21 protein-coding genes, 1 tRNA gene and 3 pseudogenes are annotated in these 22,140 nt (G+C 66.8%); 15 read left to right on the top strand and 10 right to left on the bottom strand.

Annotated elements, in window-relative coordinates; genetic code table 11:
• Positions 1–115: 115 nt before the first annotated feature.
• The 4 genes from E1289_RS03690 to E1289_RS03675 are packed head-to-tail and all read left to right on the top strand — an operon-like array spanning position 116 to position 2,484.
• On the top strand, positions 116–430 hold the full coding sequence (locus E1289_RS03690; RefSeq protein WP_131975263.1) for a GNAT family N-acetyltransferase: 315 nt from the start codon (positions 116–118) through the stop codon (positions 428–430).
• A gap of 8 nt (positions 431–438) precedes the next feature.
• The gene (locus E1289_RS03685; protein WP_131975261.1) at positions 439–1,176 is read left to right on the top strand and encodes a flavodoxin family protein; all 738 of its coding nucleotides are present in this window, start codon (positions 439–441) and stop codon (positions 1,174–1,176) included.
• Between the two features lie 57 nt (positions 1,177–1,233).
• Positions 1,234–1,695: a DUF5996 family protein gene (locus E1289_RS03680; RefSeq protein ID WP_279486734.1), complete on the top strand. Its 462-nt coding sequence runs from the start codon at positions 1,234–1,236 to the stop codon at positions 1,693–1,695.
• A 15-nt stretch (positions 1,696–1,710) separates the two neighbouring features.
• Positions 1,711–2,484: an SDR family NAD(P)-dependent oxidoreductase gene (locus tag E1289_RS03675; RefSeq protein ID WP_131975259.1), complete on the top strand. Its 774-nt coding sequence runs from the start codon at positions 1,711–1,713 to the stop codon at positions 2,482–2,484.
• Between the two features lie 76 nt (positions 2,485–2,560).
• Here the strand turns inward: E1289_RS03675 and E1289_RS03670 are convergent, their stop codons facing one another.
• The 3 genes from E1289_RS03670 to E1289_RS38840 all read right to left on the bottom strand — a co-directional run bounded on the left by E1289_RS03670 (position 2,561) and on the right by E1289_RS38840 (position 4,338).
• Positions 2,561–3,007 (bottom strand): hypothetical protein, encoded by a 447-nt coding sequence (locus E1289_RS03670; protein ID WP_131975257.1) that lies wholly within the window; start codon positions 3,005–3,007, stop codon positions 2,561–2,563.
• On the bottom strand, positions 2,995–3,192 hold the full coding sequence (locus tag E1289_RS38845) for a hypothetical protein (protein WP_207928767.1): 198 nt from the start codon (positions 3,190–3,192) through the stop codon (positions 2,995–2,997). Before E1289_RS38845 ends, E1289_RS03670 begins: the two co-directional genes overlap by 13 nt.
• A 642-nt stretch (positions 3,193–3,834) precedes the next feature.
• On the bottom strand, positions 3,835–4,338 hold the full coding sequence (locus E1289_RS38840) for an ATP-binding protein (RefSeq protein WP_243712586.1): 504 nt from the start codon (positions 4,336–4,338) through the stop codon (positions 3,835–3,837).
• Between the two features lie 376 nt (positions 4,339–4,714).
• Between E1289_RS38840 and E1289_RS03660 the strand changes: the two genes are divergently transcribed.
• Positions 4,715–6,271: an MFS transporter gene (locus tag E1289_RS03660; RefSeq protein WP_165970325.1), complete on the top strand. Its 1,557-nt coding sequence runs from the start codon at positions 4,715–4,717 to the stop codon at positions 6,269–6,271.
• An 89-nt stretch (positions 6,272–6,360) separates the two neighbouring features.
• Here E1289_RS03660 and E1289_RS38835 read toward each other — a convergent pair whose 3' ends face one another.
• A complete protein-coding gene (locus E1289_RS38835) occupies positions 6,361–7,239 on the bottom strand; it encodes a hypothetical protein (RefSeq protein ID WP_207928765.1) in 879 nt (292 codons plus the stop codon).
• Positions 7,211–7,765: an ATP-binding protein gene (locus E1289_RS38830; RefSeq protein WP_207928764.1), complete on the bottom strand. Its 555-nt coding sequence runs from the start codon at positions 7,763–7,765 to the stop codon at positions 7,211–7,213. Before E1289_RS38830 ends, E1289_RS38835 begins: the two co-directional genes overlap by 29 nt.
• Positions 7,766–8,052: 287 nt before the next feature.
• Here E1289_RS38830 and E1289_RS03650 point away from each other — a divergent pair, with 287 nt between their 5' ends.
• From E1289_RS03650 to E1289_RS03625, 6 genes are read left to right on the top strand one after another with little or no spacing between them, the layout of a single operon-like run.
• Positions 8,053–8,859: an ABC transporter ATP-binding protein gene (locus E1289_RS03650; protein ID WP_347813563.1), complete on the top strand. Its 807-nt coding sequence runs from the start codon at positions 8,053–8,055 to the stop codon at positions 8,857–8,859.
• A 22-nt stretch (positions 8,860–8,881) separates the two neighbouring features.
• The gene (locus E1289_RS03645; protein ID WP_131975253.1) at positions 8,882–9,601 is read left to right on the top strand and encodes an ABC transporter permease; all 720 of its coding nucleotides are present in this window, start codon (positions 8,882–8,884) and stop codon (positions 9,599–9,601) included.
• Complete coding sequence (locus E1289_RS03640; protein WP_131975251.1) at positions 9,598–10,515, top strand: protein kinase; 918 nt, start codon at positions 9,598–9,600, stop codon at positions 10,513–10,515. Before E1289_RS03645 ends, E1289_RS03640 begins: the two co-directional genes overlap by 4 nt.
• A gap of 33 nt (positions 10,516–10,548) precedes the next feature.
• Positions 10,549–11,388: an alpha/beta hydrolase gene (locus tag E1289_RS03635; protein ID WP_131975249.1), complete on the top strand. Its 840-nt coding sequence runs from the start codon at positions 10,549–10,551 to the stop codon at positions 11,386–11,388.
• Positions 11,389–11,392: 4 nt separating this feature from the next.
• Positions 11,393–11,800, top strand: coding sequence for a DUF4260 family protein (locus E1289_RS03630; RefSeq protein ID WP_131975247.1), 408 nt, complete (start codon positions 11,393–11,395; stop codon positions 11,798–11,800).
• Complete coding sequence (locus E1289_RS03625; protein WP_131975245.1) at positions 11,787–12,869, top strand: PHB depolymerase family esterase; 1,083 nt, start codon at positions 11,787–11,789, stop codon at positions 12,867–12,869. The genes E1289_RS03630 and E1289_RS03625 overlap by 14 nt, the downstream gene beginning before the upstream one ends.
• 829 nt (positions 12,870–13,698) lie before the next feature.
• Here E1289_RS03625 and E1289_RS39380 read toward each other — a convergent pair.
• Positions 13,699–13,830, bottom strand: a pseudogene (locus tag E1289_RS39380) (helix-turn-helix domain-containing protein); the annotation flags it as partial.
• 367 nt (positions 13,831–14,197) lie between these two features.
• On the opposite strand from E1289_RS39380, the gene E1289_RS38820 reads away from it, so the two are divergent.
• Complete coding sequence (locus tag E1289_RS38820; protein ID WP_207928762.1) at positions 14,198–14,602, top strand: integrase core domain-containing protein; 405 nt, start codon at positions 14,198–14,200, stop codon at positions 14,600–14,602.
• 333 nt (positions 14,603–14,935) lie between these two features.
• Here E1289_RS38820 and E1289_RS03600 read toward each other — a convergent pair whose 3' ends face one another.
• Both E1289_RS03600 and E1289_RS38815 read right to left on the bottom strand, forming a co-directional pair.
• Positions 14,936–17,590 carry a DUF262 domain-containing protein gene (locus E1289_RS03600; RefSeq protein ID WP_131975241.1) on the bottom strand — a complete coding sequence of 885 codons (2,655 nt, stop codon included), beginning with the start codon at positions 17,588–17,590 and terminating at the stop codon, positions 14,936–14,938.
• 911 nt (positions 17,591–18,501) lie between these two features.
• A complete protein-coding gene (locus E1289_RS38815; protein ID WP_207928761.1) occupies positions 18,502–18,756 on the bottom strand; it encodes a hypothetical protein in 255 nt (84 codons plus the stop codon).
• Positions 18,757–19,099: 343 nt separating this feature from the next.
• Here E1289_RS38815 and E1289_RS03590 point away from each other — a divergent pair, with 343 nt between their 5' ends.
• On the top strand, positions 19,100–19,702 hold the full coding sequence (locus E1289_RS03590) for a hypothetical protein (RefSeq protein WP_131975239.1): 603 nt from the start codon (positions 19,100–19,102) through the stop codon (positions 19,700–19,702).
• Between the two features lie 95 nt (positions 19,703–19,797).
• Positions 19,798–19,947: pseudogene (locus E1289_RS39375) on the top strand (IS110 family transposase); the annotation flags it as partial.
• Positions 19,948–19,992: 45 nt separating this feature from the next.
• Here E1289_RS39375 and E1289_RS39370 read toward each other — a convergent pair.
• Positions 19,993–20,181 (bottom strand): annotated as a pseudogene (locus tag E1289_RS39370) (transposase); the annotation flags it as partial.
• 252 nt (positions 20,182–20,433) lie between these two features.
• On the opposite strand from E1289_RS39370, the gene E1289_RS03575 reads away from it, so the two are divergent.
• A complete protein-coding gene (locus E1289_RS03575; protein ID WP_131975237.1) occupies positions 20,434–21,960 on the top strand; it encodes a site-specific integrase in 1,527 nt (508 codons plus the stop codon).
• 56 nt (positions 21,961–22,016) lie between these two features.
• On the opposite strand, the gene E1289_RS03570 is transcribed toward E1289_RS03575, so the two are convergent.
• Positions 22,017–22,089: transfer RNA gene (locus tag E1289_RS03570), tRNA-Lys, on the bottom strand.
• Positions 22,090–22,140 lie beyond the last annotated feature (51 nt).

Below are 22,140 nucleotides of genomic sequence, written 5' to 3'. Positions count from 1 at the left end.
TGTTCACCGACGCGAAGACGTCACTCGGAGCAGCACGCTCGGGTCAGTAGCCCCGGTGTCCGGCACGGAGCCCACAGACCCTTTTCGTCACTTGTCAGAGGAGAGCTGACCACCCATGTCCACCGACATCACCGTGACCAACAACACCGGCAGGCAGCGCTACGAGGCCGTGGCCCGGTCATCGGGTCTCGCCGGTTACGTCGAATACCAAGAGACCAGCGAGTTGGTCGTGCTGACTCACACCGAGGTCGGCCCCGCCTTCGAGGGCCGAGGAATTGGCAGTGTGCTGGCCCGCGCCGCACTGGACGACGTCCGTGAGCGCCGGTTGAAGACACTGGTGATCTGCCCCTTCATCATCGGGTGGCTGCGCAACCATCCTGACTACCAGGACCTGCTCTTCAACGCACCCCCGTCCAAGGTCAGCGACTAGGAGTCGACATGGCAGAGCCAGCAGGAGGCGCAGCGGCCGTGACGCCCCAGTTCGACGGCCTGAGGGCCGTCTTCGTCAACGCGACGCTGAAGCGTTCGCCGGAGCCGAGCCACACCGACGGGCTGGTGGGTGTCAGCACGCGGATCATGGAGGAGCACGGTGTCGCGGTCGAGGTCATCCGGGCCATCGACCACGAGATCGCGACCGGGGTGTGGCCCGACATGACCGAGCACGGCGCGGAGGTCGACGAGTGGCCGACGATGTTCGAGAAGGTCCTGGCCGCAGACATCATGGTCCTCGCGGGGCCGATCTGGCTCGGCGACAACAGCTCGGTGATGAAGCGGGTCGTCGAGCGGCTCTACGGCTGCTCCGGCTTGCTCAACGACGTAGGCCAGTACGCCTACTACGGCCGCGTCGCCGGCTGCCTCATCACCGGCAACGAGGACGGCATCAAGCACTGCGCGATGAACCTGCTCTACAGCCTCCAGCACCTCGGCTTCACCATCCCGCCGCAGTCCGACGCGGGCTGGATCGGACCGGTCGGGCCGGGGCCGTCCTACCTCGATCCCGGGTCGGGTGGCCCCGAGAACGACTTCACCAACCGCAACACCACCTTCATGACCTACAACCTGATGCACCTTGCGACTCTGCTGCGGGACGCGGGCGGCGTCCCGGCCTACGGCAACCGTCGCAGCGAGTGGGACGCCGGCTGCGCCCCCGACCAGGCCAATCCAGAGCACCGATAGAGCGTCGACAGGAGAACACAGGCGAATCCCGACAACACACCGCAACCCTGGTCGCGCCTGCGGGTCGAGGATTGGACCGAGACCCGCGACACCTTGCACATGTGGGCACAGATCGTCGGCAAGATCCGGCTCTCGCAAGCCCCGCTGCTCAACCACTGGTGGCAGGTCACGCTCTACGTCAGCCCCCGCGGTCTGACCACAGGCGCAATCCCCCACCGCGGCGGACTCTTCGACTTCGAGGCGGCCCAGATCTTCTGGCGCCAATTGACGCAGGCGGACCGGGTGATGGGCGAGTTCCGGTCGCACTTCGTCGGGAAGGTCAGTCCGGTGCACTTCTTCTGGGGCGCCATGGACCTGGCGTGCACCCGCTTCTCCGGACGCGAGGCGCCGGCGCACCCCGGTGGGGCCCCCGACTGCGGCGACTGGGTGACGGGTGGGACCGGAAGCGCCTGGAGGACGACCCGTACCGGTGGCCGCAGCATCAAGCCGGCCTCAAGCGATGACCGACGGGACAGCTGAACGGAAGGTTCAACCATGACCACGATGACACAGAGAGTCGCCATCATCACCGGCGCGGGAAGCGCGCACGGTATCGGGTTCGCGGCAGCCCGTCTTCTCGGCGCCGGCGGAAGTCGGGTGGTGATCACGTCAACGACGGATCGCATCTTCGAGCGGGTCGCAGAACTGCGCGCCGCCGGCATCCGCACGGAAGGGGTGGTCGCGGACCTTACTGATCCCGCCGATGTGGATGGCGTCGTCGCGTGCGCGTCGGACTCGTTCGGCGGCATCGACATCCTCGTCAACAACGCCGGGATGACTTCCGTGTCCGGCTCGTACACGTCGGGCGCGATCGACGGACTGTCCCTTGACGACTGGCATGCCTCGCTCGATCGAAACCTGACCACGTCGTTCCTGATGATCCGCGGTGTGGCGCGCCTCATGCAGGCGGCCGGCTACGGCCGCATCGTCAATGTGTCGTCGGTGTCGGGGCCGGTTGCCGCTTATGCCGGCGATGTCGCCTATCACGCGGCGAAGGCCGGCGTTGTCGGACTGACGCGTGCGACGGCGATCGACATGGCTGCGGCGGGCATCACAGTGAACGCCGTCGCTCCGGGATGGATTGACACTTCATCCGCCTCCGACTACGAGCGGGTGTTGGGTGCGGCCACGCCCGTCGGCCGGTCCGGCACCGCAGACGAAGTAGCGCACGCGATCGCGTTCCTCGCTGATGAAGGCGCGTCGTACATCACGGGTCAGCTCATCACGGTCGACGGAGCGAACTCCATCAGCGAAGAGCGCGGGCGGTGAGACCCCCAGCGAAGCCGTCGCTCCGCTGCGACGAATCTGCGGTGTCCTCCTTCGCCCATGCGTGATGCCGCCCGCGTCAGCCGAAGCCGTCATCCACCGCTTCCATGGTGGGCTCCGGAGCAACGGCCGGCATACTCTCTGCGTCGAAGACCGACATGATGACCGCCGCGGTGCTGGTGAAGCCGATGGCGAGGGCGAGGAGGAGCGAAGGGACGAAGTCGCTCCGCGACGGGATCCAGCCGCCGAGGATCCACGACAGGACAGCCAGGGCCACCACCGCGAGCGAGGTGCAGATCTCGTTCGCGGCCAGCGCGGGGGACTTCCTCGTCGCGCCTTCCCCGCGCTCCGTGGCCTCCTGGACCAGGGTCTCGTGCAGTTCGGTCGTCTCGGCCTCCCGGCCCCGCCAGGCAGCCAGGATCAGTCGGGCGTTGGGCAGATGCGGGATGCCCGCTGCCTGCGTGATGGCCAGCTCCTCCGTCATCAACTCTGCGGCCCGGTCGAACTCGCCGGTCAGCACCAGCACCGAGGACAGGGCGTTGGGTGCGGGGGGGGGAGCGTGGTCAGCGCGCCCACCTGCCGGGCCAGCCTGACGTCGCGGCTGGCGAGGACGTAGATCGCCTCGTCGTCCCAGAGATCGGCCGCGACGTGGCAGCCCAGCCAGAGCCAGTAGCGCTCGTCGTTGTCGGTTGCAGGTTCGTTGGCGCGCAACGTCTCGAGCCTTCCTCCGCGACGCCCAGCAAAGCCAGCGCCGCGTCGGGATTCCCGGCCTCGTGCTTGGAGTAGGCGGCTTCCAGTGCCCGGTTCGCGCGCCGGTCGGGTGCGGCGTCATCTCGATGGCCAACTGCAGCAGGGCGGCCGCGGCGGCGAGCCCGCCGCGGTCGCGCGCGCGACCCGCCGACTGCTCGAGCTCGACCGCGACCTCCTCGTGAGGACCATGCGCTGCTTGGGCGCGGTGCCAGGCACGCCGGTCCGGGTCGGACCGGACGTCGGTCGCCGCTGCCAGCGCCGCATGCGCGCGGCGACGATCCGGTGGTGTCGCCACCCGGTAGACCGCTGAACGCGCCAATGGATTTGAGAACCGGACCCGGTGGTTGATCTCCACCAGACCGGCGGCTCTTACCGGAGACGCCGCCTCGCGAGCGATCCCGAGCCGCTCGGCCGAGCGCCACAGCAAGTCGGGGTCGCCGGTCGGCTCGGCCGATGCGAGCAACAGCAGCAGCTGCGTCTCTGCCGGCATCCGACCGAACGGCGTTCGAAGGACTGCTCCACCCGACGCGGCACACTGAGCACATCTGGCCCTCTCGAACCCACCTGCCAGGTGTGCCGGAGGAGCACCGCGAGGTAGCTCCATCAGCGCGAGGGGGTTGCCGCGTGACTCGGCGAGGATCCGGTCGCGCACCTCATCGTCGAGCAGGGTGGGGCCGTCGTGGCCAACAGCGTTCGCGCGGCGGTCTCGTCCAGCCCTCCCAGGCGGAGCTCGGGCAGCTCGGCGAACGGAGGCACACGACCCTCGCTCGGATCGCGCACCGCGAACACCAACGCCACCGGCTCCGCGGACACTCGCCGCGCCACGAACGCCAGCGTCTGGGCTGATGCCTGGTCCAGCCACTGCGCATCGTCGACGAGACACAGCAGTGGCCCGTGTTCGGCGACCTCGGCCACGAGACTGAGCACGGCCAGCCCGACCAGGAACGGGTCCGGCGGCGACCCGGCTCGCTGGCCGAACGCCACACCGAGGGCAGCGCGTTGGGGGTCGGGCAGGGACCCGACGCGGTCCAGCAACGGTGTACAGAGCTTGTGCAGACCGGCGTACGCGAAGTGCGCCTCGGCCTCGACCCCGACCGAGTCCTCCACCTGAACCCGAGGCCGGTCGCGGCGTGGCGCACGTGCTCCAGCAGTGCGGACTTCCCGATGCCCGCCTCCCCAGCCACCATCAGCGCGGAGCTGCGTCCGTCTCGGGCCCGGGCCAGCGTGCGCTCGACCGCTTCGCGCTCGGCCCGACGACCCAAGAGGTCCACCCTGCACTCCCGTCACCGTTCGCAGCTGTCCTGCCAGTGTCGCCGACGCCGAGCACCCCGGCCTAGCCCCTGCCCGTGGATCGGATGGCCGGGCAACGATGCTGAACTGCGTAGCCCTGGGACGACATCAGGGATCTCCACCGACGCGAACACGTCGCGGTACATACGAACCTGGTGGCAGACCGAACCCATTCGACCCGGGAAGACTTCTGATGAACGTTGCCCCTCCCAGCGCCACCGCCCGAAGCTGGATCGGCCTTGCCGTGCTGGTCCTTCCTCTGCTGCTGATCACGATCGACGGCACCGTCCTGATCCTCGGCCTGCCCGCGATCTCTGCCGACCTCAGCCCGACGGGCATCGAGCAGCTCTGGATGATCGACATCTACTCGTTGGTGCTGGCAGGCCTGCTCGTGGCGATGAGCACCGTGGGCGATCGGTTCGGACGGAGGCGGAACCTGCTCATCGGCTCGGTCGTCTTCACGATCGCGTCGGTCGTCGGCGCCCTGGCCACCACGCCGTGGATGCTCATCGGAGCACGTGCACTCCTAGGTATCGGCGGGGCGATCATGATGCCGTCGACCTTGTCCTTGGTGCGCAACATGTTCCTCGACCGGCAGCAGCGTCGATACGCGATGGCCGTGTGGGCAGCGATGGCGTCGGTCGGCGCGGCCGTTGGCCCCCTCGCGGGTGGGTGGGTCATCGAGACGTTCAGCTGGCAGGCGGCGTTCCTGATGAACATCCCCGTCATGGTGGTGCTGCTGGTCCTCGGCCCGCTCCTGCTGCCGGAGAGCCGCAATCCCAGCCTGCACAGCATCGACGTGATCAGCGTGGTGCTCTCCCTCGTCGGCATGGTCGGGGTCGTCTACGCCATCAAGACACTCACCGGTGGCAAGGACACCGCCCTCGGCATGAGCGCCCTTGTCGTCGGTGTGATCGCCGTCATCGCGTTCGTACGCCGGCAGCTCACCCTGCCGACGCCTCTGCTGGAGGTCCGACTCTTCCGGGTGCGGTACTTCCGCGGAGCTGTCATCGGGGACCTGCTGTCGATCCTCGCGATGGTGGGCGCCCTGGTCGCGCTCGTCCAGTACCTGCAGCTCGTGCTGGGACTCAACCCGCTTGAGGCATCCGTCTGGCTCATCCCCCAGGCCGTCTGCGCGGCCGCCGCCGCCTTCGCTGCCGCAATGCTAGTCAAGCGCTTCCTCCCCGCGTACGTCGTCGCTGTCGGACTCCTGATCGCCGCGATCGGGTTCGCGCTCACCGTCTTCCTGTCGCCGAGCTCGTCCCCTGCGCTGATCGCCACCTCGCTCGCGCTGGTCGCACTGGGGGCGGGGGTCGGACTTGCCTTGAGCAACGACATCATCATGAGCTCGGTGCAGCCTGAGCGAGCCGGACAGGCGGCAGCGACCTCGGAGACCGCCTACGAGCTCGGCACGACCCTGGGAACAGCCGTCCTCGGTGGAGTGCTCGTGGCTTGGTACACGCGTGTCGTCAGTTCCGAGATCGACGCGATAGACCTGCCGGGCCCACTCCGCGAACGCGCGTCGTCGACGATGGCCGAGGCCCAGGTCGTCGCGACCGAGGTCGACAGCGGCACCGGAGCCTCGGTCCTCGAGATCGCCGAGGCCGCGTTCACCGAAGCCATCACCGTCGCGGGCCTCGCCGGAGCCGTCATCATGGTCCTCACCGCCCTGTGGGCCAGCTTCACGCTCCGGGGTGCGGCCGCGCACAAGGACCTCGCGGCGGAACACGAGCTCGAGGTGGCGCACTGATCCACCGCGCGCACGTGGCGCTCGCCGGGAGATCCGGCCAAGAACAGCTAGCCCGCGCATCGACGGCATTCAGGTGAGCCGCAGACCCTTCAGCTGTCGACGCGAGGTGATGCCGAGTCTGCCGAAGATGTTGCGCAGGTGGGCTTCGATCGTGCGGGCGTCGCCTCGGTGGCGAGCTCGTCGGCTCGGGCGAGTTCACCCATCAGGACCGAGCTGATGGACAAGAAGCTCAACGCGGCAGGAAGGGTTGCCAGCGCACCGGACTCACGAGCCAGTTGGACGTTCCGGCGGGCCAGTATTTCGACCAGGTCCTCGTCGAAGATCGCTACGGCATTGCGTCCCGCGAGCCACAGCCACCGGTCTTTGCCGCGGTCCTGCCTGGGATCAGCGTGCGGACTGTCGCGAAACGCCTCCAGGGCGCGCCTCAGCCCCGGTGCTCCTGCTGCGTATCCCCTCGTCAAGGCCGTCGCAAGGCCGTCAAGAAGCAGGTCCGCGGGTCGAGCCGGTGCGTCAGGAGTGGGAGCGGTCAGCGCCGCTTCGGCGATGTGCACGGCATCGCCTCCGCCGTTGATGACTGCCGCATCGAGCGCGTGCAGGTAGGTCTCGCGGGCCGACGTCGGGTCGAGCGGGGCGAGCGTCTTGGCGGCGTCGAGCAGCATTCCCGGCACCTCGCTTCCGCGTGTGGTGTGGAACGCGATCTGGGCGCGCAGTAGCTCCAGGCGGCCGGATTGCAGGGCGTCCAGTGGCCCGGTGGCCGCGACGGCCAGCATTTCCAGGGCAGCCTCGGATGCACCGGCCTCGTGCTTGGCGTATGCGGCGTCGAGCGCGCGCTCGGCGCGGGTGCCCGGATCGGAGGTGAGCTCGGCCGCCTGCTGCAGGAAAGCGGCTGCGGCGGCCGCCCCGCCGCGAGCGCGCGCCCGGCCCGCCGAGCGTTCAAGCTCACCGGCCACCTCCTCGTCGGTGCCCACGGCTGAGGTCCCCGTCGTCGGTTGGGTCGCGCACGGAGAGCACCAGCGCTACCTCCTCCGCCGAAACCCGACGCGCCACGAAGGCCAGCACTTGTGCGGACGCCTCGTCCAGCCACTGTGCATCGTCGACGATGCACAGTAACGGCCGCTCCTCGGCGGCCTCGGCCAGCAGGGTAAGAGCGGCCAGCCCGACCAGGAAGCGGTCCGGAGCCGCACCGGCCCGTTGTCCGAACGCCACCTGCAGTGCGGACTGCTGGGGATCGGGCAGGGCGTCCAGCCGCCCCAGGAGCGGCTTGATCAGCTGATGGACAGCTCCGAACGCGAACTGCATCTCGGCTACCAGGCCGACCGAGGTCTCCACCCGGAAGCCCGACCGGACCGCGACGGAGCGGGCATGCTCGAGCAGGGCCGTCTTGCCTGCGCCGGCCTCGCCGCGGATGGCGAGCGCCCCGCTCTGCCCGGCCCGGGCTTCGGCGAGCAGACGTTCGACCGCTTCGAGCTCGGTGCCTCGGCCTATCAGGTCCAAAACGTGTTCCCCCTCCTAGCCGCCGGACTAGGTAATTACCACCGATGCGAGCAGCCTCTGTCAGGCCACGCTCAACCGCTGGGCGGCGCCCTCAGGGCACGACATCAGGGGTTTGCACCGACGCGAGGCCACACGTTCCTGCGCGAACCTGATGGCACGACGCTGACCGGCGCATCGGACGGCCCGGAACACGAGAGGAACCGCTCCATGTCTGCATGCTCTACATCGCCCGTGATCGACGTGGAACGTCTCACTGTCACCTACGGTGACTTCAGGCCGTCCGCGACGTGTCGTTCCACGTGCAGCCCGGCGAGCTCTACGCGCTGCTAGGCACCAACGGCGCCGGGAAGACCTCCACGCTGGAGGTCGTTGAAGGTCACCGTCGGGCCACCTCAGGCTCGGTGCGGATCTTCGGCAAGAGCCCGAAGGATCGGCGCGCGGTGCGCCCACGCACAGGCATCATGCTGCAGGACAGCGGCTTCTCCCCGGACCTGACGGTCGCGGAGTCGGTGGGCTTGATCGGCAGGTTGAGCGGGCGGCGAGACGACATCGACCGGGTGCTCGGCATCGCCGGCCTCTCCCGCAAGATCGACACCCTGGTCTCCCAGCTGTCCGGTGGTGAGAAGCGCCGCCTGGACTTTGCCACTGCCGCCTACGGGGGGCCCGAGCTGGTGATTCTCGACGAGCCCACCACCGGCCTGGACATCCAGTCGCGCGACGCGCTCTGGGCCGCTGTGGACAGGCTGCGCGACGACGGGTCCACCGTCGTGCTCACGACGCACTACCTCGAGGAGGCCCAGCAGCGCGCCGACCGCGTCGGACTCATGCACGAGGGCACGCTGCGCCGGGAGGGCACGGTGGCCGAGCTCACCCAGTCGCCTCCGTCGCTGATCCGGTTCGCGCTCCCTCCTGGTGCACCCGAGCCGCCCATGGTGGGTGCGCTCAACGGCGCCTTCCACATCGAGACGTTCAACCTGCAGGAAGACCTCCACCGACTACTGGACTGGGCACACGACGCCGGGGTGGAGCTGCTGCAGCTCGAAGCCGGCCCGACCCGTCTCGACGACGTCTTCCGCGCCCTCGACGCCGACTGAACCCACGAAGGGAATCAACACCATGCTCGTGATCGCTCGCAGTGAGCTGATCCAGATGTTCCGGAACCGGCTGGTCCTGGTCACCGGTCTGGTCATCCCGGTGGCCGTCAGCGGGTACTTCGTCTACGAGCACCAAACCTTCGCCGACCTGGCCAGCCTCGGCTACATCGCTGCGATCGTGCTATTCACCGTGATGGCTTTCGGCCTGTACACCACGGCGGTGACGACGCTGGCCTCGCGGCGACAGAACCTCTTCCTCAAGCGGTTGCGCTCCACCGTCGCGGGCGACGCGAACATCCTGGTCGGGCTGGTCCTGCCGATCACCGCCATCGCGCTCGCCCAGGCAATCGCGATCCTCGTCGTGCTGGGTGCGGTCGCCTCCAAACCGGCCGACATCCCGCTTCTCGCGGTGGCGATCCTGGCAACGATGGCGATGATGGTCGCACTGGCGCTGGCCACCGCGGGGCTCACGAACTCTCCGGAGCACGCCCAGGTGACCACCCTGCCGCTCAGTCTCGCGGTGATCGCCGTGGCCAGCTGGGTGGGCCTCTCCGGCACGGAGGACCTCGTCTACCTCAAGCGGCTCCTTCCCGGCGGTGCGGCCACCGAGCTGGTCGTCAACGCCTGGGACGGCGGCGTCCCCGTCGCCGACTCGCTGCCCCTCCTGGTGCCCACCCTGGGTTGGGTCGTCGTCGCCGTCGCACTGGCCGGCCGGCTCTTCCGCTGGGAGCCGCGCCGATGAGCACGCATCGTGTCCTCGCCGGACGCTACGAGGTCGGGGAGGTCATCGGCTTCGGCGGCACCGCCGATGTCCACCTCGGCCGTGACCTCGGCTCGGGGCGCCCGGTTGCCATCAAGGTGCTCCGCCGGGACCTCGCGCGAGATCCCTTGTTCCACTCCCGCTTCCGGCGCGAGGCGAAGTCGGTGGCCGGTCTCAACCACCGCGCCATCGTCGAGATCTACGACACCGGCTACGAGGAAGTCGAAGGCGGCTCCGCGCGCCAGGTCCGGGTCCCGTTCATCGTCATGGAGCACATCGCCGGTCGGTCGTTGCGGGACGTCCTGAGGAGCCGCCGCCTCACGCTCGATGTGACCATCCACGTCCAGGCCGAGATCCTCTCGGCGCTCGACTTCAGCCATCGAGCGGGCGTGATCCATCGCGACATCAAACCGGCCAACGTGATGATCACGCCCGAGGGCGCCGTCAAGGTGGTGGACTTCGGGATCGCGCGGGCCAGCGGGGATCCGGCCGCGACCCTGACCCATGCCCAGGTGTTCCTCGGAACTCCCTCGTACCTCTCTTCCGAGCAGGCGCGCGGCGAGACTGCGGACGTGCGCAGCGACCTCTACTCCGCGGGCTGCCTGCTCTACGAGCTCTTCACGGGGCGACCACCGTTCGTCGGAGACGACCCGGTCTGTGTCGCCTACCAACACGTCCACGAGGAGCCCCTGCGGGTCAGCGACTACGACCCCGACCTCACACCCGCGGTCGATGCCGTGCTCGTCAAGGCACTCGCCAAGGCCCGGGAGGACCGGTTCCAGGACGCGCGAACCTTCGCGGATGCGCTCCGGTCCGCTGGGCGCGGTCTCGGGCAGGACATGCCGATGACCCTCGCTATGAGCACCCAGACCGGCACGGCCGCACTGGCCTGCTGACCGCACGACACCTCAACCAGGAAGGAACAGATCATGGGATTCATCTCCGTCGGAGACGAGAACAGCACCCCGATCGAGCTCTACTACGAGGACCAGGGCGCTGGCCGGCCCATCGTCCTCATCCACGGCTACCCCTTGAGCGGTCACAGCTGGGAGCGCCAGACGCGTGATCTGCTCGCCGCCGGCTACCGCGTCATCACCTACGACCGGCGTGGGTTCGGCCAGTCCTCGAAGGTCGGCACCGGCTACGACTACGACACCTTCGCCGCCGACCTCCACACCCTGATGGAGAACCTCGACCTCCGAGACGTCGTCCTGGTCGGGTTCTCGATGGGCACGGGTGAGCTCGCCCGCTACGTTGCGAAGTACGGCACCGAGCGGGTCGCCAAGCTCGCGTTCCTCGCCTCCCTGGAGCCGTTCCTGGTGCAGCGCGACGACAACCCCGACGGCGTGCCGCAGAAGGTCTTCGACGACATCGAGGCCGCGGCGAGGGCCGACCGCTACGCGTGGTTCACCCAGTTCTTCCGGGATTTCTACAACCTCGAGGAGACCCTCGGGTCGCGGATCAGCCAGGACGTCGTCCGGGCGAACCGGAACACCGCCACCACCAGCGCCCCCGTCGCGGCGTATGCGGTCGTCTCGAGCTGGATCGAGGACTTCCGCGACGACGTCGAGGCGGTCCGCGTGGCCGACCTGCCGACGCTGATCCTCCATGGCACGGCGGACAACATCCTGCCCATCGACGTCACCGCGCGTCGCTTCCGCGCGCTGCTCCCCGACGCCGACTACGTCGAGGTCGAAGGTGCCCCGCACGGGCTCCTCTGGACGCATGCGGACGAGGTCAACAGCGCTCTGCGGGCCTTCCTCGGATGACCCGATGACCAGTCAGGTCAACCGGACCCAGCGGGCAGAGGCGGGGGCGGTGGCACTCATCGCCCTCGTCGCCGCGGTCATGCTCTATCCCGGTTGGTGGTGGGTGGTTCTCGTGGCCTTCCTCGTGTTCGACCTCTCGATGCTGGGCTACGTGCGATCGACCGCCGCCGGCGCCGCGACGTACAACATGGTCCATAACTACGCCTTCCCGGCTGTGGCGGGGTTGGCCGCACTCACTATGGAGCCGGTGTCTCCAGCCACGTCGACGGCGGCAGGAGTCATCGCCTGTGCGTGGGCCTTCCACGTCGGTGTCGACCGCGCCCTCGGGTACGGACTGAAGCTGCCGGACTCGTTCAGGAACACTCACCTCGGACGGATCGGCCGCGAAGGGAGCAGCGGTGGCCACTCCTGACCAGGTGCTGGAGAGCACGGGGCCGCAGAGTGGCCGGGTTAGTCGGCGCCGTCGGCGATGGCCCAGGGTCGCCGCCGGCGTCGCCGCGGTGCTCGTGGTCCTGGCCGGGATGGCTCTGGCTGTCTTCCACCACGGTCTCCCCTGGTGGAAGGGCGAGGGCGACCACAACCACGTCTACGAGAGTGACGTGGGTTCCCAGCGGTACCAGGTCCACCTCCCGCCGCAGTACGACGGCACCACGCGGCTGCCGGTCATCATGGCGATCCACGGTTGTGGGATGAGTGGCTTCGGATGGAACTCGATGAAGTCCACGACGCAGTTCAACGACCTGGCCGACCGCGAGGGCTTCATCGTCGTCTACCCGACGCAGCGGTTGTTCCGCAACGCGCTCAACTGCTGGAACTCTGCCGACCCACGTGACCAGCACCGCGACACCGGCGAACCCGCGCTCCTCGCCGGAGTCGCCCGAGAGGTGGTCGAAACCTACAACGCGGACCCGGACCAGGTGCACGTCGCCGGCGCGTCATCCGGAGCGGGCACGGCGGTCATCCTCGCAGTGACCTATCCCGACGTCTTCGCGACGGTGACGTCCGTAGCCGGCGGTGAGTACGGATTGAACCAGGTCGACCCCGATGACCCCGACGCCACGCCACCGGAGTACACCGCCCGTCAGGCGTGGTCCCAGATGGGCGACCGGGCGCGATCCGTGCCGCTGCTCGTCATCCAGGGCGAGGAGGACGACGTCGTCCCACCCCTCGTCGCCACCCGCCTGGTCGAACACTGGACCGCGGTGAGCGACCTCGTCGACGACGGAGTGCTCAACGACAGCCTGCAAATGGTCGAGGAGACCACGATCGTGCCCGAGGACGACGGTAGGCATGCCTACGAGCGCACCACGATCACCACCCAGGACGCCCCGGTCCTGGTCGAGTCGTACCTGGTCGACGACATGGGCCATGCATGGCCCGGCCCCGACGGCGAGGGCCTCTTCACCGATCACGCCGGTCCGGACGCCAGCGCCCTCGTCTGGGACTTCGCCCGACGCCACCCGAGAGGACCTTCGGAATGAGTGGAATCGTGCTCGTCACTGCGTACCCCGCGGCACACGCGTCAGGGGCCGGGCTGTGAGGTCCATGGTGCCCGACTACCTGGCCGAGGCGCTCGGGGACGTTGCAGCAGACACATCCGGTGCGCCTGCTGGGTATATCCCCGAGCTCGCAACAGCGGAGCCCGGTCACCTCGGAGCGGTGTTCGCCATGGCCGACGGTGAGGTCCTGTGCCGCTCGAAAACTCGGTTTCGGGTTGTGAACTGGGGTTTTGCTGCACGATCAGCAGAGTGACTGGGATCATCTCGAGGTGCTGTTGTCGTTGGTATACCGGTTGGTGAGGTGCTTGCTCGGCGTGCTGGAGGTGTTGGTCCGGTCTGATCTGTCGAAGAACGCCGAGCTGCTGGTGTTGCGTCATGAAGCCAGGGTCTGCGTCGTCAGTTGGGCGGTCGCCGGTTGCGGTGGGATCACCTCGACCGGCTCTGGTTGGCGGCGTTGTCCCGATTGGTGCACCGCCGCCGGTGGGCGGAGGTCTTCCCGGTCACCCCAGCCACGATCTTGCGCTGGCACCGCAGTCTGGTCGCCCGCAAGTGGACGTTTACCGACCGACGTCGGCCGGGGCGACCATCGACCGGGGTTTCGGTCAAGGCACTGATTCTGCGGATGGCGCGGGAGAACCCGACCTGGGGCCATCGGAGAATCCAGGGTGAGCTGGCCCGGCTCGGGTACGTGATCGGCGCATCCACGGTGTGGGAGATTTTGCACGCTGCCGGCACGTTTACGGCGTGCGTTGCCTCGGGCACGGGCGTGCGCCAGGTCGGCGTCGTAGATGCCCTGGTCGTGCGGACGTATGTTGCGCTTCAGCTCCCGCGAAACCGTCGACGGTTCCCGGCCCAGCCGACGCGCGATCTCGCGCACCCCGTGGCCATGCTCGCGCAGTGTGGCGATTCTCTGCCGCTCCAGCAGCGACAGGTACCGAGACGACCGGGACCCCTCGGCCACCCGGTCCGGGGGGATGCCGCCCCGCTCGGCCCGCCACCGGTATCCGGTCTTGCGGCCGATCCCCACCTGGCGGCACGCCTCAGCCGTCCCGACACCGGCGAGGATCAACTTCCAGTACTCGTCCTCTAGTTCCAACTGCCGCTTGCGTCCCCGTCGTCCCAACTCCACACCCCTTCACATACCAGGAGTGTTGCGACAAGTACTGGAACCCGCCCGTCGCCCGGGGGTCAGTTTTCACCCGTCGCCGACACTGGTGTTCATCGAGCACGGGACCCGCAGACTCCACCTGGGCGGCGTGACCGGGCACCCGACCAGGGCGTGGGCAGTGCAGCAGGCTCGGAACCTGGCTATGGACCTGGAGGAGCGCATCGACACGCTGAGGTTCGTGATCCATGATCGCGATCCGCTGTTCACCACCGCGTTCGCCGAGGTGTTCACAGCCGACGGGCTGCGGACCATCACCACCCTGCCGAAGACGCCACGCATGAACGCCATCTGTGAGCGCGTCATCGGAACCCTCCGCCGCGAGATACTGGACCGGCCCCTGATCCTCGGCGAACGCCACTTGGCGATGGTGCTCCGTGAGTACCTGATCCACTACAACCGCCACCGGCCGCACCAATCCCGGCAGCAGCGCCCACCGGACATCGAAACGCAGCCGATCCGGGAGGCGCCCGAACCCATCGACCTACGCCGCATCCGCCGAAAACGCGTCATCACAGGCATGATCAGCGAATATCACCACGCCGCGTAAGCCCTGGTCAGAGCGCGAAACTCAATAATCGAGCGGGACACCGTGCCGCCACAGCCCGCTCCGTGCCAGTCCGGTTCGGGATCGCCGAGCAGACAACGAGCCGACACAGTCTGCCAGCGACCGGGGCGTCGGCCCCATGGGTACACCAGGGCCTAGCCAATGGTCGGCCGCTCAGACCGCTGCCTCCACCGATTACCGACCCGACCGAATCGTCAGCTTGGACCTACGAAGTAGGCAACGTCTGGGCGGGATTCTCAACGAGTTCGATCAGGCTGCTTGATCTGCATGGACGTAGTTTCCGGCAAGTACAGCGTTGAGGAAGGGTTTACCTGATCACGCGAGCTCTTGTCGTTGTACTCGATCGATGAACCAATGGAGAGTGCTGATCACCACGTCCAACACGGCAGGATCGGTCAGGAGTGAGTTGGGGAAGCTGGGGAACAGATCGAGCTTGGCTTCGGGGATCTCGATCTGGGGTGCTTGGTTGAGGCGTCGGCGCAGCTCCCCGCGCATCTGAGGGTCGTCGAATGGGGTCCTCCGCTTGAGGGATCTGAAGGGGACCTCTGTGACTTCGGGGTAGATGTTCAGCATCCAGTAATCGGTGCCGTCGTGCTTGAGGTAGGGGGTGCAGCGCCCCGTGGCGGAAGTGCCGTACCAGAACGTTCCCGCGAGCTTCGTCCACCAGCCGATCACGTCCGAGACAGCGCGGGAGATGTCAGGCCCCCCTCGTTCTGCGAGTTGTCGGTGGAATCGGTGTTGATGCTCGGTCAGGCTGGCGGGGTCGACGTCCTGAAGTTCTGATGTGGAAAATTCTGCGACGTCCGGAAGGTCGAGTAGGTCTGCGAGTTCCACGGCGTTGACGCGTTTGTTGAGGTCGGCGTGGCCTTGCTCATCGAAATCGATGCCCTCTTCAGTGAGGACCTCTCGGGCGGTGCGGGTGTTTGCTTCGTCTGGTCGGGTGATTTCCTCGGGCGGTGTTCCGTCGTTGGTGAGGACTCGGTGGGCGTTGGGCAGCGGCGTGGTGGAGACGTGTACTGCTACCGGCATGGGGGCCGAGCCGGCTACCTGGGCGAGTTCGGTGTAGGTCGTCCATGTTCCGGATGGGATCGCGGCCATCGCGTCATGCAACAGCGTCCAGTCGCGCCGCGGGCTTGTTCCGCGTGACTGTTCGTCTGGGCCCGGCCAGATCGCGAGGGCGCGGGAGGCGAGGTCATCAGCACGGGCCAGAATCTCTGTCCTCCTCCATCGCGGCTGCTGAACGATCGCGTGTGTCATCGCGATGCCGGTCTGGCTGAGCCGGTCACGCTTGTCTCTGTATGCCATGTCGCCCAACTCGGAGTTATATGCGGTGAGCGTGAGATTACCGAGGGTGTGGACGAGCTCCCGGTGCGTTCTGGCCGGGTCTTCGCCGTCTGCCGCCAGCTCGGCACGCCAGGCGTCGGTGAGATGCTGCGGCATGACATGTTCGATGGTGATCTTCTTGGAGGTCAGCAGGACCGGTTCGCCGCGGTCAAAGGTATCGGCCAACCGGCGTAGCACGAGCTTCCGCTGTATGGCCTGCCCTCGCCAGTAGAAGGCGTTGGTGCGGATTGCGTCTCGCAGTTCCTCGTCGGTAGGCCAGTACAGCCGTTCGGGCGACAACTCGATCCGGACCGTCTCGGCCACCGTATCGTCGGTCAGCCGACCGGTCAGCCGCTGGAAGATCCGGTTCAGGTTCTTGGTGGTTACCCCGGCGATCATGCGGCGCACGAAAAAGCTTTCGATGTAGCTCAGCGCCTGAGCCACCTCGTCAGACGGTACGCCGTCTTCGCGTAGCTCCAGCAACCGCATGATCGCTGGGTAGGCGGTCGTGGCGCGCCACTCGTTCAGGAAGGCCAGATGGTCCCTCGTCGGCTCGTGTGCTTCCTTGGTCGGGCTGAGGATGACTTCCAGATGACGGGCCCGGCGCGCAAGCTCAGCGACATAGGCTTCCACTTCTGCTTCGTCGCTGGAGGCTTCTCTCAGGATCTCCTGGTGACCGAGGTAGGCGTCGGCGTAGGTGGCCTCTTCGCCTCGGTCCAGGACCAGAACCTGGTACATCAGCGTCTCGAGGGCCTTGGTACCGTGCTCGCTTCGTAGCCGCTCTTGAAAGGGGTACCAATATTTGCGGTACACCTCCTCGCCGCGGGTCGGCAGGCACATAAAGACGTAGTTGCGGATGAGGTCGACGGGACTGAGCGGCAGTCCGGTGTTGTTAAGCGATTCGAAGATCCGAAAGGCGTTGTCGCCCTTCTCGACGACAATCTGAACGAGAGCCAGGTGATCCAGAACCACCTCCTCGATCCGGCTGACGTCATGCGGGTCGGCCGGGGCGTCGATGTCGATGAGCCGGGCGCGGAAGAAGCGGTACGCGTCGCCGATGGCGCCACTCGTCTGCCCGTCGTGATCGCCCTCGATGCATGCGATCATTGCCGACCGGTCGACCTGCGTCGGCAATAGCCGGTAGCGCATGTTGCCGCGCTTGAACTTATTGATCAAGTGGAGCTCGTTGATGCGTTCGATGTGCAAGGGATCCTCAGCGGCTTGGTGATCGCGTATCGCACAAAGCGCGATCATCAAGGTGGTCAGTCGTTGCTGCCCGTCGACAACGACCCACTGCGACAGCGAGGGGCTGAGAGCGGGGCCAGGCGCAAGCACCACCGACCCGAGGAAGTGGGACTTGGGGCGGCCGTCCGCAAGCGCACGCTCTTGATCCACAACGTCGTTCCACAACGTGTCGAGATGGCGGAACCCCCACGAGTACGTGCGCTGGTAAAGCGGGACGACGAACTGCTGCTCGCCGCCGATCAGCTTACGCAGAGTGGTCTCTTCCGCCTTCATCCCACTTCCCTCCAGGAGCGTCTGCCCGGGATCTGCATGCGCGCACCAGGCACATGCATTCTCCATCCCCTCGCCGACATCTCGCCGGTGAAACGGCAACCGATAGCCGAGATCGGCCAGTCTCGCCATCGCTGGTGGATCTCAAAGCTCTGAGTAGGCGAACCGCCCCGGGTCGGCGGAGGTGATGACGTCCCCCGTGTTTCGTGGTGTCGTGATACCGGAACCTCATGCGAGCAGTTGGGTTGAGTGGAGTCTTTCGTACTCGATCGGGACGAGCATCCCAGGGCGCTGTGGCGGCGTCGGCGATTGTGAAAGACCACAGCGTTCGCCGACGACACCGTCCCGGTGCCCGACGGGGCGGCCATCGCCGTCGCGGACCCGCTGCACCGTGCTCCGGCTGGAGCGGCGCGGCCGGTACTGCGGCTCCGTGGACTTCAATGGCGGGATCTCCCGTCTCGTCCCTCCGATCGTCGCCGCTCTACGCCGTCGTCACATTGCCCTGGGGCCCGGGCGCCTATCCGAGCCCGGGCCCAAGGGCAGGGGATGTCAGTGGAGCTTGCCGGCAGCGTCTTGGACGCAGGCGCGGGGTACGAAGAACCAGTTGGAGGCGTGGGTGTTAGACCCCGCGTTTCGGCGGACCGCGCTGTTGTGAGACGCCCCGGCTTCCGTGATGGGAAGCAAGCCAGGGGAGTTCGCGTCGCCCTGGCCCGAGGCTGTGCTGTCGTGCTCGGTAGGCCAGTCTGTCGCTGTCCGTGATGGTCAATGCATCGATGGCCGCCCACCCTGCCCCTATGAGAAGAGCGAGGAGTGCTGGTGGTGTGTACCGGCGATACGGCTGCGAGGATCCCGGGACCGGCCGCGCGATGGGCCGCAGTGCCCGCGGTTGGCGGCCGAGCGCCACCATGGCAGCTGGTACCTGCGACTGGAGTTGGGAACGGGGATGGACGGTCGCCGGCGCCGTGTCCGCCGTGGCGGTTTCCAGACCCGTAAGTCCGCGTTGGAGGCGTTGGTGCGGTTGCGTGGCCCGGCCGGGAGTCCGCTCACTGTGGCCCAGTGGCTGCAGCGGTGGCTGGACGACCACCAGATTGACCTGCACGGACGAGGTTTTCGGCAGGGACAAGGTTTGCGGTCTCCAGGAAGTCACATGCCAGCAGCGCCTCGGCCTGGGAGCGCAGGAAGCGGGCCCAGATGGTGGCGGACCGCTCGGGTGCCGGATCGACGCCGGCGTCCTTGAAATTCTTGCAGACGATGGAGGTCGCGACCTTGACGCCGAGAACCAGTAGTTCGCCGTGCACCCGCCGGTAGCCCCAACTCGGGTTCTCCCGTACCGGCTAAGGACGAGAGCCCGGATGGAACGGACGGTCGGCGGGCGGCCCGGACGCGCGGGTATGGAGTAAACAGCGTGCCGACCCGCGATCAGGTCCCGGTGCCAGCGCAGGACTATGTCCGGCCGCACGAGTCGACCATCCACCACCGGCCCAAGGCCTTCAATCATCGGGGCGGATGGCTGGCCAGATGCGTTGCCCAGCTTGGAGTATCCGATGCCAAACAAGATTCATATCGTTGCACGGGGCTCAAAGGGCTTCTTCCTTGATACATGCATAGTCAATACCAACAATGAAGGGGCATCAATCCTCTATGACGATCCCTGTGCCTCTTGAACAGTACCTCGGTGCCCCAACTGCCGATCCACCGGTCGTAGACTGGCAAAAGGTGATGCGCCAACTCGGGACCGATCTGCCGAGCGATTACAAAGAACTGGCCAATCGCTACCCTTTGTTGATGATTGATGAATGGCTTCCCATTTTGCACCCGGGAACACCAGATCCGCCAGGTAACGAATATGGCCTCGTAAATCTGGTGCGCTACGCAACTACTCAGAGTCGGTTTGTTGCTAACCTCACCCCCACTCTGCTCTATACCTACACCCCAAGCCAAGGTGAGGGTGTAGAGGAAGTGAGATCGATAGCAGCGAACGATTTCCCTTTTCCCATCTATCCCGATGCAGGTGGTCTGATGGCTTGGGGGATGCCGGAAGATGGGAGCAGATGCTGCTGGCTCACACAGGGGTCGCCAGATGAATGGACCGTCGTTGTTGCGTCGGAACCAGAATTCTGGCATTACCGAGGATCCATTACAGAATTTCTAGTCGATATTCTAGTCCGACGGGTACAGTGTCGCGCCTTCCCAGAAGGCTTTCCAATCGGGGACAGTCTGCATGTTGAGCAAATATTTGACTGATACTCCAGCCGCATTTAGTGATCGATGACGCGTCGTTGTCGTTGGTAGTGGCAGCGGCGGGCGCGGGCTTGGTGGCGGTCGGCTGCGACCCGGCCAGCAAGGCGTTCTACCGGCGCAAGAAGGACCAAGGGAAGACCCACCGCCAAGCCGTACTCGCGCTCGCCCGACGACGCGTCAACGTGCTGCACGCCTTGCTCCGCAACCGCACTCCCTGCAACCCCGGCCACACAGCAGCAGCGGCTTGACAGACGCATTAGAGAGCCACCAGGCGAAGTGGTAGTACACCCCGAGCGAGGCGGCAGGTCATGCGGCAGGTACTCCCACCCGCAGCCGGTGCGTTCCTGGTACAGGATCGCATTGATGATCTCCCGCATCGGATACCGGCCTGAATGCCCTGACACCGAGGGGTGCCGCGCCTTCCACGCCGCGATGACCGGCTCGATCAACGCCCACCACTCATCGGACAGATCACTCCGATACGACTTACGCGACCTCTCGCCCTCGACCCCCATGCCACCCACAGCCACCCGGCAAAGACCGAGCGTCAACAGGCGGCAACGAAACCCTCACCAGCCCGGCAACCCACATCGGGGCAATCCCTAACAAACAACCCTCTTAGACCCACGGGTTAGTGCACACCTTGCGAAGAGCAATCACGCGGAGTCGTGTGCAGCCTTCAGCCGCAAGGGTGCTGGCCTGCCTCACGACTTGAAATATAGCCTCAGGTTTCGATGAAGGGGTCGACGTACAAGAGGTGTAAATGCCGTGGTGCGGACGGAAAGGAACTCGCTTCCCGCTGTCCGCAGCTGCGTCACGAGGACGGCGCCTGGAATCCGCGGCACGGTACCTGGTACTTCTACCTGGAACTCGACGCCGCTCCGGGCGGCAAACGCCGCCGGATCCGCCGGGGCGGGTTCAGCTCGCAAGCGGACGCTGAGAACGCTCTGGAGGATGCCCGTTGCCGGGCGTTGCGCGGCTTGGATCCGGGCGTGCGGTACACCGTCGGGCATTACCTCGACGAGTGGCTGGTCGGCAACGGCGGTCTGCGCCGCAGTACCCGCAAATCCTATGGCGAGCACATCGAGTACTACCTCAAACCCCACCTGGGCCACATCGAACTGGACCAGCTACGCGTTGCGCATCTGAACGAGATGTTCGCCGCGATCGACGCCGACAACAAGCGCATCCTGTGGGCGGCTGGGGAACGCCGGCGATTGCTTGCTGCGACTCAGCAGGCATGGCGCTCTGGGGACAAGGCCGCGCACAGAGCCGCTCACGCCGAACTCGCCGGGCTTCCGCCTCACCGTCGGACGGTCGGGGCAGCGACCATGCAGCGCATCCGCGCGACGCTGCGGTCGGCTCTGGCGGATGCGGTACGGCAAGGCCTGGTCGCGGTTAACGTGGCGAAGTTGACCAAGCTCCAAACAGGCAAGCGGCCCAAGGCACTGGTGTGGACCAGCGAACGCGTCACCGCGTGGCAGACCGGCCTTGAGCGGGAACTGGCGGAGCGGGAACGAGCCGGTGGCCGTACGGTCAATGCGTTCAAGGTCTGGGTGTCGCTACCGCGCCCTTCGCGGGTGATGGTGTGGACACCCGAACAGATCGGAGCCTTCCTCGATCACGCCGCAGACCACCCTTTGTACGCGCTGTTTCACCTGATGGCGTTCCGGGGGCTGCGCCGCGGGGAGGCGTGCGGGCTCGCATGGCCGGACCTCGATTTGGCCGCGGCGTCGTTGGCCGTCCGGCAGAACCGCGTGAAGATCACCTACCAGGAGATCGAGGACGGCCACCCCAAGACCGACGCCGGCGACGACACGATCCCACTCGACTCCGGCACCGTCACCGTGCTCGAAGCCCATCGTCGGCGGCAGGAACAGGCCAGGACCGAGTGGGGCCAGGCGTGGCAGGAATCAGGAAAAGTGTTCACCCGGGAAGACGGTTCGGCGCTGCACCCTGACCACGTGACCGATGCGTTCGCCCGGCTCGCCTACGGTGCCGGACTGCCACCCATTCGCCTGCACGATCTTCGCCATGGCGCCGCGACGTTGATGCTCGCCGGTGGCGCGGACATGAAGCTGGTTCAGGCGCTGCTGCGGCACTCCTCGCTCGCCATCACCGCCGACACCTACACCAGCGTCCTCCCCGAAGTCGCCCGCCAAGCCGCAGAAGCCGCCGCAGCACTGGTTCCAAGGAAGATCCCAGCTCAGGAAGCCCGGCCCTCCGTCCTCCCCACGTCCTCCCAGAACGAGAAGGAGTAGCCCCTCACCGCGTGCACGTGACGTGTATCCGCAAGCCACATAGGCGATGCGGTGAGTGGGTCGCGTGGGACTCGAACCCACAGCCTACGGATTAAAAGTCCGGAGCTCTGCCAATTGAGCTAGCGACCCGTTGTGCAAGGGTACCGAGATCGCCGGGGGGTTTGCGACGGGGTTAGGGGG

It is taken from the genome of Actinomadura sp. 6K520 (assembly GCF_004349245.1).
Classification (GTDB): domain Bacteria; phylum Actinomycetota; class Actinomycetes; order Streptosporangiales; family Streptosporangiaceae; genus Spirillospora.
The sequence above is the reverse complement of the archived record's forward strand: the minus strand, read 5'-3'. Positions and strand labels throughout refer to the sequence as shown.

Excerpts from the sequence above, each read along its gene's own strand:
- E1289_RS03690 (WP_131975263.1), top strand. The coding sequence starts at position 116 with ATGTCCACCGACATCACCGTGACCAACAACACCGGCAGGCAGCGCTAC.
- E1289_RS03685 (WP_131975261.1), top strand. The coding sequence starts at position 439 with ATGGCAGAGCCAGCAGGAGGCGCAGCGGCCGTGACGCCCCAGTTCGAC.
- E1289_RS03675 (WP_131975259.1), top strand. The coding sequence starts at position 1,711 with ATGACCACGATGACACAGAGAGTCGCCATCATCACCGGCGCGGGAAGC.
- E1289_RS03660 (WP_165970325.1), top strand. The coding sequence starts at position 4,715 with ATGAACGTTGCCCCTCCCAGCGCCACCGCCCGAAGCTGGATCGGCCTT.
- E1289_RS03645 (WP_131975253.1), top strand. The coding sequence starts at position 8,882 with ATGCTCGTGATCGCTCGCAGTGAGCTGATCCAGATGTTCCGGAACCGG.
- E1289_RS03640 (WP_131975251.1), top strand. The coding sequence starts at position 9,598 with ATGAGCACGCATCGTGTCCTCGCCGGACGCTACGAGGTCGGGGAGGTC.
- E1289_RS03635 (WP_131975249.1), top strand. The coding sequence starts at position 10,549 with ATGGGATTCATCTCCGTCGGAGACGAGAACAGCACCCCGATCGAGCTC.
- E1289_RS03630 (WP_131975247.1), top strand. The coding sequence starts at position 11,393 with ATGACCAGTCAGGTCAACCGGACCCAGCGGGCAGAGGCGGGGGCGGTG.
- E1289_RS38820 (WP_207928762.1), top strand. The coding sequence starts at position 14,198 with ATGGACCTGGAGGAGCGCATCGACACGCTGAGGTTCGTGATCCATGAT.
- E1289_RS03600 (WP_131975241.1), bottom strand. The coding sequence starts at position 17,590 with ATGGCGAGACTGGCCGATCTCGGCTATCGGTTGCCGTTTCACCGGCGA.
- E1289_RS03590 (WP_131975239.1), top strand. The coding sequence starts at position 19,100 with ATGACGATCCCTGTGCCTCTTGAACAGTACCTCGGTGCCCCAACTGCC.
- E1289_RS03575 (WP_131975237.1), top strand. The coding sequence starts at position 20,434 with ATGAAGGGGTCGACGTACAAGAGGTGTAAATGCCGTGGTGCGGACGGA.